Source organism: Bordetella pseudohinzii (assembly GCF_000657795.2).
Lineage (GTDB): Bacteria > Pseudomonadota > Gammaproteobacteria > Burkholderiales > Burkholderiaceae_B > Bordetella > Bordetella pseudohinzii.
The window spans coordinates 227042-236445 of the sequence record NZ_JHEP02000007.1 but is presented as its reverse complement, the minus strand read 5'-3'; the positions used below and the strand labels follow the sequence as shown (position 1 = coordinate 236445).

General features: G+C 69.0%; 9 protein-coding genes. 7 read left to right on the top strand and 2 right to left on the bottom strand.

The window, feature by feature from the left end:
- Positions 1 to 359 (bottom strand): FAD-dependent oxidoreductase (locus L540_RS11625; protein WP_048026309.1); only part of this gene is annotated, 359 nt, incomplete at its 3' end.
- 3 nt (positions 360 to 362) lie between these two features.
- On the bottom strand, positions 363 to 674 hold the full coding sequence (locus L540_RS11620) for a non-heme iron oxygenase ferredoxin subunit (protein WP_043212121.1): 312 nt from the start codon (positions 672 to 674) through the stop codon (positions 363 to 365).
- Between the two features lie 376 nt (positions 675 to 1050).
- Here L540_RS11620 and L540_RS11615 point away from each other — a divergent pair, with 376 nt between their 5' ends.
- From L540_RS11615 to L540_RS11585, 7 genes are all read left to right on the top strand, one after another.
- Positions 1051 to 2136, top strand: coding sequence for a TRAP transporter substrate-binding protein (locus L540_RS11615; protein ID WP_043212119.1), 1086 nt, complete (start codon positions 1051 to 1053; stop codon positions 2134 to 2136).
- Between the two features lie 41 nt (positions 2137 to 2177).
- Positions 2178 to 4592, top strand: coding sequence for a xanthine dehydrogenase family protein molybdopterin-binding subunit (locus L540_RS11610; RefSeq protein ID WP_043212117.1), 2415 nt, complete (start codon positions 2178 to 2180; stop codon positions 4590 to 4592).
- Positions 4589 to 5476 carry an FAD binding domain-containing protein gene (locus L540_RS11605; protein ID WP_048026306.1) on the top strand — a complete coding sequence of 296 codons (888 nt, stop codon included), beginning with the start codon at positions 4589 to 4591 and terminating at the stop codon, positions 5474 to 5476. Before L540_RS11610 ends, L540_RS11605 begins: the two co-directional genes overlap by 4 nt.
- Entirely contained in the window at positions 5473 to 6687 is a 1215-nt protein-coding gene (locus tag L540_RS11600; RefSeq protein ID WP_043212114.1) for a xanthine dehydrogenase family Fe-S subunit, read from the top strand. Before L540_RS11605 ends, L540_RS11600 begins: the two co-directional genes overlap by 4 nt.
- 67 nt (positions 6688 to 6754) lie before the next feature.
- Positions 6755 to 7762, top strand: coding sequence for an ABC transporter substrate-binding protein (locus L540_RS11595; protein WP_043212112.1), 1008 nt, complete (start codon positions 6755 to 6757; stop codon positions 7760 to 7762).
- Positions 7759 to 8577 (top strand): ABC transporter ATP-binding protein, encoded by an 819-nt coding sequence (locus L540_RS11590; RefSeq protein WP_048026305.1) that lies wholly within the window; start codon positions 7759 to 7761, stop codon positions 8575 to 8577. Before L540_RS11595 ends, L540_RS11590 begins: the two co-directional genes overlap by 4 nt.
- Complete coding sequence (locus tag L540_RS11585; RefSeq protein ID WP_048026303.1) at positions 8574 to 9359, top strand: ABC transporter permease; 786 nt, start codon at positions 8574 to 8576, stop codon at positions 9357 to 9359. The genes L540_RS11590 and L540_RS11585 overlap by 4 nt, the downstream gene beginning before the upstream one ends.
- The last annotated feature ends 45 nt before the right edge of the window (positions 9360 to 9404 follow it).

Here is a 9404-nt window from a genome sequence, read left to right as displayed (position 1 = left end):
TTCCGCGGCAGGCGGCGCGCGCGCCCGCCGGTGGCCAGCAGGCAGGCATCGTAGGGCAGGCGGCGGCCGTCGGACAGCACGACCTGCCGCTGCTGGCGATCCAGCGCGCGGGCGGGGGTGCCGGCGATCAGTTCTATCTTCTGGTCCGCGTAATACTCGGCGGGATGCATGCGGCCCACGCTGCCGTCCACGCCCGCGCCCAGCGCCTCCTTGGACAGCGGCGGGCGCTCATAGGGCAGGTGGGTTTCGTCGCCCACCAGGGTGAGGGCGCCGGCATAGCCGAGTTCGCGCAGTGTGCGCGCGGCCACGGCGCCCGTCTGGCCCGCGCCGACGATCACGATGGAGCCGGGTGCCGTCATCGCTCAGCCTTCCAGCTGGGCGAACACGGCGCCATCCTCGACACGCACCGGGTAAACACGGATGGGCGCGGTGGCCGGCGCGCATTCCGGCTCGCCGGTGCGCAGGTTGAAGCGGGCCTGGTGCAGGGGGCATTCGACGCAGCCATCCTCTACATAGCCTTCCGCCAGCATGGCATGGCCGTGGGTACAGACGCCGTCCGAAAGGAAGTACTCGCCGTCGCATTTGTAAAGCGCCAGTTGCGCCTGCCCGATGGTGACCGCGATGGCGCTGTCATCATCGACCTGATCCGTGGAGGCGATGCGTGTCCAGTTCATGGTTTTATTCCGCTAATTAGTCAGTACACTGAGCAAAGTCTAGCAGCGATGCGGCGAATCTTCCAGCATTTGTGGCGCGGATGATCTACGGGAAAACACGGGGTCGGGGGTCCGCTCACAACCCTGGTGCGGGCATGCATTCTCCTGGGGCGGAGAGGGGCGATCGTGGTGCATCGCAACGGCCTTGAAATTTGTCCGTAGGCTGAGGATTTAACCTATTGACGAACGCACAAACTAATCAGCATACTGACTAAAAGAGCAACAAAAAAAGTCCGTGCACTGAGTTTTAATCCAGGTGGCACGATCCTTGCGTGAAGAACCGGTGACCGCCGACGGCCAAGGGCCGGTCGGCCATTTGAACAAGGGGAAGTGAGTTATGCAACGTCGTCGTTTCCTGACCCATGCGGCAGGTATGGGAGCGGCCATCGCGGCCGTGCCGGCCATGGCCCAAGAAGGCGCCGCCGTGCGCTGGCGCATGTCCACCAGCTGGCCCAAAAGCCTGGACGCCATGTATGGCTCGGCCGAGGAGCTGGCCAAGCGCGTCTCGGAGCTGACGGGCGGCAAGTTCGAGATCCGCGTCTTTCCCGCGGGCGAGATCGTGCCGCCGGCGCAGAACATGGACGCCGTCAGCAATGGCACGGTGGAATGCAACCACGTGCTGAGCACCTTCCACCTGGGCAAGAACACCGCGCTGGCCTTTGACACCGGCCTGTCCTTCGGTCTCAGCGCGCGCCAGCACAATGCGTGGATCCATTACGGCGGCGGGCTGGAGAAGCTGCGCGCGCTCTACAAAAAATACAACATCGTCAATCACGTCTGTGGCAACGTCGGCGTGCAAATGGGCGGCTGGTTCCGCCGCGAGATCAAATCGGTCGATGACCTGAAGGGCCTGAAGATGCGCATCGGCGGCATCGGCGGCATGGTCCTGTCCAAGCTGGGCGCGATCCCGCAGCAGATTCCGCCGGGCGACATCTATCCTTCGCTTGAAAAGGGCACGATCGACGCGGCCGAGTGGATAGGCCCGCACGACGACCTGAAGCTGGGCCTGAACAAGGTGGCGCCGTACTACTACTCGCCAGGCTGGTTCGAGGGCAGCGCTTCCATCACGACCATGGTCAACGCCACCGCGTGGAACGCCTTGCCGCCGATCTTCAAGGCCGCGTTCGAGTGCGCCGCCTCCGAGCAGACCATGAAGATGCTGGCCAAGTACGATGCCAGCAATCCTGCCGCCATGAAGTCGCTGCTGGCCGGCGGAGCCAAGCTGTCCTTCTTCCCGCGCGACGTGATGGACGCGGCCTACAAGGCCTCGCAGGAACTGTGGAAGGAGCAGGTCGCGGCCAATCCGGATTTCGCGGCGCTGTTCCCCCAATGGTCGGAGTTCCAGCGCGACCAGGCCAGCTGGTTCCGCGTGGCCGAGAGCGCCTTGGATAATTACACCTTCCAGGCCGTCACGCGCCGTTGAGCCGCGGCCCGCGGGCCGTCCGTTCACCTTAGAGGTATTCCATGCAAGACAAGCCGCACGCCGCGCGCGGCGCCAAGCCCCAGGGCGTAGGCGCGCGCCTTCCTCGCAAGGAGGACATGCGCCACCTGATGGGCAAGGGCCAGTTCGTGGGCGACATGTCCATGCCTGGCCTGCGCGAGGTCGCCTTCCTGCGCAGCCCGCTGGCGCACGCCCGCCTGGCCGGCATCCGCATCCCGGATGCGCTGGCCGGCAAGGTGTTCACGCGCGAGCACATGCAGGTGCTGGACATCGTCGCCGACTCGACCCTGCCCACCTACCAGCGTTCGGCCCAGCCGCCGCTGGCGCGTGGCAAGGTGCGTTTCGTCGGCGAGCCGGTGGCCATGGCCATCGCGTCCACGCGCGCCGAGGCCGAGGATCTGGTCGAGGAAGTGGGCGTCGACTACGACGAGCTGCCGGTCTATGCCAGCGCCGAGGCGGCGCTGGCCGCCCAGGGCGATCTGGTGCACGAGGAGTGGAAGGACAATCTCTTCGTCACCCTGAAGGCCGAGAAGGATTTCGCGCCCGAGACGCTGGACGCGCCGGTGGTCGTGCGGCGCCGCGTGGAACTGGCGCGGCAGTGCATGGTGCCCATGGAGGGCAAGGCGGTGCTGGCCTACTGGGACCACCGCGAAGACCAGTTGGTGGTGGTCAGCGCGACCCAGGTGCCGCACATGATCCGCACCATCCTGGCGCAGTGCCTCGAACTGGACCAGTCCAAGGTGCGCGTCATTTCGCCGGACGTGGGCGGCGCCTTCGGCTACAAATGCGTGCTGCAGCAGGAAGAGCTGTGCGTGGCCTGGCTGGCCAAGACCTACAAAAAGCCTTTCCGCTACCTGGAGGACCGCCGCGAGCACTTGATCGCCGGCGCCAACACGCGCGAGCACAACTACGAGCTGACGGCCTATGCCGACCGCGACGGGCGCCTGTTGGCGCTGGACGCGCACATCGTCATCGATGGCGGCGCGTATTCCGTCTGGCCGTTCACCATCGGCCTGGAGCCCGGCCAGGCGACCGGCAACTTGCCCGGTCCCTACGATTTCCAGCGCTACCGCTGCCGGACCCAATGCGTGGCCACCAACAAGCCCGGCTTCGTGCCCTACCGCGGCGTGGCGCGCACCGGCGTGTGCTTCGCCATCGAGCTGCTGATGGACAGCATCGCCTACCAGGTCGGCAAGGAGCCCTGGGAGGTTCGCCTGCTCAACCTGGTCAAGCCCGAGCAGATGCCTTATGTGAATGTGGCCAACAAGCACTTTGATAGCGGCGACTACCCGGCCAGCCTGCGGCGCGCGCTGGAGATGATAGACGCGCCCGCGGTGCGCCGCCGCCAGGCGCGGGGCGAGGCCGATGGACGCTTGATCGGGCTGGGCGTGGCCACCTATACCGAACAATCCGCGCACGGCACTTCGGTGTTCGCGGCCTGGGGCACGCCGGTGATTCCGGGCTATGACCAGGCCACGGTGAAGATCACGCCCGATGGCGGCGTGGAGGTGCGCGTGGGCGTGCATTCGCACGGCCAGGGCATGGAAACCACCTTCGCCCAAGTCGCCCACGAAATCCTGGGCACCGATACTTCGCGGATCAAGGTGTTGCATGGCGACACCGGGCAGACGCCGTTCTCCACGGGCACCTACGCCTCGCGCGCCATGGTGATGTCCGGCGGCGCGGTGTCGCAGGCCTGCAAGCGCCTGGCGCCGCGGCTGCTGCACATTGGCGCCCATATGCTGGGCGCGGACGCCGGCCAGGCCGAGCTGCGCGACGGCGCGGTCTGGGTGGACGAGCGCTCGGTCAGCGTGCGCGAGATCGCCGACGCCTGGTATATCAACCCGCACAAGCTGCCCAGGGACGCGGACGTCGGCGGCCTGGAGACCACGGTGGGCTATAAGCCCAAGGTGGACACCGGCGCGTTCACCTATGCCAGCCATGCTGCCGTCGTGGCGGTGGATCCGGGCACGGGCGCTGTCGAGATCCTGGACTATGTCGTGGTCGAGGACTGCGGCACCATGATCAACCCCATGGTGGTGGAAGGCCAGACCTTTGGCGGCATCGCCCAGGGCCTGGGCACGGCGCTGTACGAAGAGACGCCCTACGACGAAAACGGCCAGCCGCTGGCCTCGACCTTCGCCGACTACGTCATGCCGGGCGCCACCGAGGTGCCCAGCATCCGTATCGATCACTTCGAGACGCCTTCGCCGCACACCGAGTTCGGCGCCAAGGGCATGGGCGAGGGCGGGGCCATCGCGCCGCCGGCCGTCATCTACAACGCGGTCAACGATGTGCTGAGCCGCCTGCGCGCGCCCTTGGTTCAGCGCACGCCGCTCACGCCGCGGCGCCTTATGCATGCGCTGGCCGAGGCGGGCGCCGCCGCGCCGCCTGCGCCGGCCAGGCCGGCCGGCGAACTGGTGGAGGTGGATCAGTGAAGGCCGCCCGTTTCGATTATTCCCGCCCTTCCAGCCTGGCCGAGGCCTTGAAGGGCCTGCTGGCCGGCGAGAACGCGGCCAAGCCCATGTCCGGCAGCCAGTCCCTGGGGCCCATGCTGAACCTGCGCCTGGCGCGTCCGCCCGCGGTCGTGGATGTGTCCGGCCTGACGGAGCTGCGCGGGGTCGAGCGCCGCGGCGACCGCCTGCGGGTGGGCGCGGCCGTGACGCATGCCGAGATCGAGGATGGTGTGCACGAGCTGCTGCGCGGCCATCCCATGCAGGGCGTGGCCGGCCGCATCGCCTACCGCGCGGTGCGCAATCGCGGCACGCTGGGCGGCAGCCTGGCCCATGCCGACCCGGCGGCCGATTGGGTCGTGGTGTGCGCGGGCCTGGGCGCGCGCCTGGAGATCGCGGGGCCGCGGGGCGCCGTGCGGCACGAGCCGGCGCAGCGCTTCATGGCCGGCGCCTACACCACCTCCCTTCAGGAGGGCGAATTGATCGTGGCCGTGGACGTGCCGGCGGGCAGCGCCGACAGCCGCTTCGGCTATTACAAGTTCTGCCGCAAGACCGGCGAGTTCGCCGAGGCCAGCTGCGTGGCCTGGTTCGATCCGGCCAGCCGCAGCGCCCGCATTGTGCTGGGCGCCATCGACGCCACGCCGCGCGCGCTGACGGCGCTGGCGCAAGCCTGCGCCCGCGAGGGCGCGGCCGCCGTGACCGCGGCGGCCATCCGCGCGGCGGTCGAGGCGGCCCTGCCCGAGAAGGACGCGGTCGAGCGCCGCCTGTATGAAACCGCGGTGGCGCGCTGCCTGGCCCAGGCGCTGGGCACGTCCGCCACCCTGATGGAACGCATGCCGCCGCGCGCGGCGGACGAGGCAATGCAATGAGTCTGGTATCCATGAAGGTCAACGGCGAAGCGGTGTGCCATGAAGTGCCCGCGCGCATGCACCTGGGCGATTATCTGCGCGACGAGGCGCGGCTGACGGGCACCCACCTCGGCTGCGAGCACGGTGTTTGCGGCGCGTGCACCGTGCTGGTCGACGGCCGGCCAGTGAGATCCTGCATCACCTTCGCGGTGGCCTGCGAGTCGCGCGAGGTGGTCACGGTGGAAGGCTACGACGAGGATCCCGTGATGCGCCGGCTGCGGGCCGCGTTCACGGCGCACCATGCGCTGCAGTGCGGCTTCTGTACACCCGGCATGCTGGCCACGGCGCGCGACATCGTGCTGCGCCTGCCGCAGGCTGACGAAAAGCGCGTGCGCATCGAGTTGTCCGGCAACCTGTGCCGCTGCACGGGATACATGGGCATCGTGGCGGCGGTGCGCGCGGTGTTGCGCGACCTGCAGGAGCAGCCCGATCCGGCCGTCGAGGCCTTGCGCCGCGCGCTGCCGGCGGCCGCGCCGCTGGACGGGCTGGCGCTGACCGGCGCGGGCGCCGCCCCGCAACTGCCGCCGCTGCGGGCATTCGAGCCCCGCGCCGACGAGGACGAGGCGGCGGCCCCGCAGGCGCGGACGGCCGCGGGCGCGAAGGAAGGCAAGGGCAAGGGACAGCACATCGACGGCGAATTCAGCGTGCCGTTCCCGCCCGAGCAGGTCTGGGCGTTCATGGTCGACTTGCCGCGCGTGGCGGGCTGCCTGCCGGGCGCGCAGATCACCGCGCAGCACGGCGAGGAGGTGCAGGGCCGCATCGGCGTCAAGTTTGGTCCGATGCAGGCCGCTTTCGAGGGCACGGCGAAACTTGAGCGCGACGACGCCGCGCGCGCCGCGATCTTGCGCGGCGCCGGCAAGGACACGGTCAGCCAGTCGCGCGCGCAGGGCGACATCGGCTATCGGCTGCAGGCCGAGGGGCCGGGCACGACGCGCGTGGTCATCGACATGGACTATTCCCTGCAGGGGCCGCTGGCCCAGTTCTCCCGCTCCGGCCTGGTGCAGGACTTCGTGCGCCGCATGATCGCGGAGTTCGGCCGCAACGTGGTCCGGCGCATGCAGAACCCCGGCGCGCCCGACGACGCGCCGGCGGCCGCCATCAACCCCGTCGCCCTGTTCTTCGGGGTGCTGAAGGATCGCATCATGCGACTGTTCCAGCGCCGCAGGCGGTAGCCCGGCCACCGCAGTACCGCGCCATCCTGTTCATTTTCACCGTATCCCGTTTCCCTTGGGAGGCATCATGTCGCTTATACGCAAGCCTTTCCTGTTGCTGGCCACCCTGGCCGGCCTGATCGTGGCCGGCGCCAGCCAGGCCGCCGACACCGTGCGTGTGCGTCTCGATTGGACACCCTGGGGCGTGCACGCGCCGTTCCACCTGGCGGCCCAGAAAGGCTGGTTCCAGCAGGCTGGGCTGGACGTCCGGCTCGAGGACGGCAACGGATCCGTGACCACGGTGCAGATCGTCGGCAACGGCGACACCTTCGACGTGGGCCATGCCGCGCTGGCTTCGATGATGGTGGCGCGCGACAAGGGCCTGCCGGTCAAGGCGCTGGCGGTGTTCGCGCGGCAAGGCGACATCGGCGTGCTGGTGCCGGCGGATTCGGGGATAGATGGGCCCGCGGGCCTGAAGGGCAAGAAGGTCGCCTATACCGCGGGGTCGCTGGAAGCGCCCTTCATCGATGCCTTCCTGGCGCACGGCAAGCTGCGGCGCGACGCGCTGGAACTGATCAACGTGGACGCCGCGGGCAAGGCCAGCACCTACGCGGTGGGCCGCGCCGACGCGGCGTTCTCGACCATTCCCTTCTTCCTGCCCGTGGTCTCGCAGACGCGCGCCTCGCGCGCCGTGCGTTTCGCGGACTATGGCCTGCATATGCCCGGCTTCGGCCTGTTCGCCAGCGAGAGCAAGCTGGCCTCGCGCGGCGAAGTGCTGGGGCGCTTCGCCGGCGTGGTAGCGGCCGCCTGGGAATACATCTACGCCGGCCACCAGGACGAGGCCGTGGCGGCGATCCTGGCGGCGCGTCCGCAGGCCCGGCTGGATGCCCGCGTGCTGCGCGGCCAGATCGATGCGCTGCGCGACTACTTCGGCCCCTTGGACGGCGCGCGGATCGGACCGCCTGTGGCCCAGGACTGGACGCAGGCCGTGCAGACGCTGTCATCGGTCGGCCTGGTGTCCGCCCAGCGCCCCGCCGCCGACTATTACGCCGAAGGCCGCATCGTGCTGCACGCGCCATATGGGGCCGGCCAATGAGCGCCCAGCCCGTCAACGGCCAGCCGCCGAGCGGCATCACCATCGCGGCGCGCGGCGTGGGCAAGCGCTACGGCGGCGAGCGCGAAGTGCAGGCGCTGGCCGGCGTGGACGTGCAGGTGCCCGAGGGCCGCTTCGTCAGCCTGCTGGGTCCCAGCGGCTGCGGCAAAAGCACCTTTCTGCGCTGCGTGGCCGGGCTGGAGGAGGTCAGCGAAGGCAGCCTGTCCGTCTATGGCAAGCCGGTGGACGGCGCGCCCGAGGGCATAGGCTTCGTGTTCCAGCGCGATGCGCTGCTGGAGTGGCGCTCGATCCGCGACAACATCCTGCTGCCCATCGAGTTCGCGGGCAAGCGGCGCCAGAACTACCAGGCCAAGACCGACGCCCTGCTGGAGATGACGGGCTTGTCCGCCTTCGCGGACAGCTATCCGCGCGAGCTGTCGGGCGGGATGCGGCAGCGCGCGGCGATCTGCCGCGCGCTCGTGGACGATCCGCGCCTGCTGCTGATGGACGAGCCCTTCGGCGCGCTGGACGCCATGACGCGCGACCAGATGAATGCCGAGCTGCAGCGCATCTGGCTACGCACTCGCAACACCGTGCTGTTCGTCACGCATGGCATCGCCGAGGCGGTCTTCCTGGGCGACGTGGTGATGGTGTTCTCGCCGCGGCCCGGCACCGTCCGGGAAGTCATCGAGATCGACCTGCCGCGCCCGCGGCCGCTGTCGATCCGCGAAACCCCGGCCTTCGGCGCCTATGTGGCGCGCCTGCGGGGTCTGTTCCAGGAAATGGGCCTGTTCCAGGAGCCGGAGGTGGCGCGATGAGCGGGGCCTCCAACCGGCCGGCCCGCCGCAGTGCGTCCGGCGGCGCCATCGGCGCGGGCGCCGTGTCCATCGTGGCCGCGCTGCTGCTGTGGGAAGTGGCGGGGCGTCTGCTGCAGCTGCGGCCCATCATGCTGCCGCTGCCCTCGGTCGTGCTGGCCGATCTGGCGAAGGACTGGCACTGGTATCTGGACCACGCGCTGTACACGCTGTTCACCACGCTCTGCGGTTTCGTGCTGTCGGTGGTGGGCGGCGTGGCCATCGCCCTGCTGATGGTCGGCTCGCGCGGATTCGCGCGCTTTGGCTACCCGCTGATCGTGGCGCTGAACAGCGTGCCCAAGGTCGCGGTGGCGCCGCTGTTCGTGATCTGGATGGGAACGGGCGCCGAACCCAAGATCGCCATCGCCTTTCTGATCGCCGTGTTCGCCATCATCGTGGACGCCGTCCATGGCCTGCGTTCGGTCCCCCAGGATGTGCAGGACCTGGGCCGCGTGCTGCGCGGCTCGTGGCTGCAGTTCTTCTTGAAAGTCCGTCTGCCCGCCGCGCTGCCGTCGCTGGTGGCCGGCATGAAAGTCGCGATCTCGCTGGCGCTGGTGGGCGCCATCGTGGGCGAGTTCGTCTCGTCGCAGCGCGGCCTGGGCTACGTGATCATGAGCGCGCAGGGCACGTTCGACACCGTGCGCGTATTCGCCGCCTTGTTCGTGCTGGCAGCGCTGGGCCTGCTGCTGTATGGGCTGCTGGTGTGGATCGAACGCCGTTCCATGCCGTGGCGCGCCGGCCACTGAAGTCTTACGCCAGAGTTTCCTCATCCCTTTCCACGATCTGAGACT

Bases quoted from the DNA above. Each gene is read 5' to 3' on its own strand.
- L540_RS11600 (WP_043212114.1), top strand. From the start codon at position 5,473: ATGAGTCTGGTATCCATGAAGGTCAACGGCGAAGCGGTGTGCCATGAA.
- L540_RS11610 (WP_043212117.1), top strand. From the start codon at position 2,178: ATGCAAGACAAGCCGCACGCCGCGCGCGGCGCCAAGCCCCAGGGCGTA.
- L540_RS11595 (WP_043212112.1), top strand. From the start codon at position 6,755: ATGTCGCTTATACGCAAGCCTTTCCTGTTGCTGGCCACCCTGGCCGGC.
- L540_RS11615 (WP_043212119.1), top strand. From the start codon at position 1,051: ATGCAACGTCGTCGTTTCCTGACCCATGCGGCAGGTATGGGAGCGGCC.
- L540_RS11585 (WP_048026303.1), top strand. From the start codon at position 8,574: ATGAGCGGGGCCTCCAACCGGCCGGCCCGCCGCAGTGCGTCCGGCGGC.
- L540_RS11590 (WP_048026305.1), top strand. From the start codon at position 7,759: ATGAGCGCCCAGCCCGTCAACGGCCAGCCGCCGAGCGGCATCACCATC.
- L540_RS11620 (WP_043212121.1), bottom strand. From the start codon at position 674: ATGAACTGGACACGCATCGCCTCCACGGATCAGGTCGATGATGACAGC.